This is a genomic window from Bacillus sp. HY001, from assembly GCF_007558965.1.
GTDB lineage: Bacteria > Bacillota > Bacilli > Bacillales > Bacillaceae_G > Bacillus_A > Bacillus_A mobilis.
Map to the genome: position 1 here is coordinate 1 of NZ_VLTE01000211.1, position 268 is coordinate 268.

1 pseudogene is annotated in these 268 nt (G+C 38.8%); it reads left to right on the plus strand.

What is annotated here, in order from left to right:
* Positions 1 to 268: pseudogene (locus FOT98_RS30495) on the plus strand (RNA-guided endonuclease TnpB family protein); the annotation flags it as partial.

The following is a 268-nucleotide window of genomic DNA, read 5'->3' on the forward strand; positions in this document are numbered from 1 at the left end:
ACAAGAAGAAAGCTATACTTCAAAAGCCAGTTTCCTAGACAAAGATCCGGTTCCAGTTTGGTCTAAGGATAATAGAGCCCAATATTATTTTAGCGGCAAACGAATCACTCGTGGTCTGTATCAAAGTAAAGCAGGAACATGTATTCATGCGGATATTAATGGTGCGCTGAATACATTGCAAAAATCACAAGTTGTAGAATTGGATGGCAATCTCAAAGTAAAAACGCCGATTCTATTAGAAGTGCAAAAACGTAAGGCTGTTGCTTCG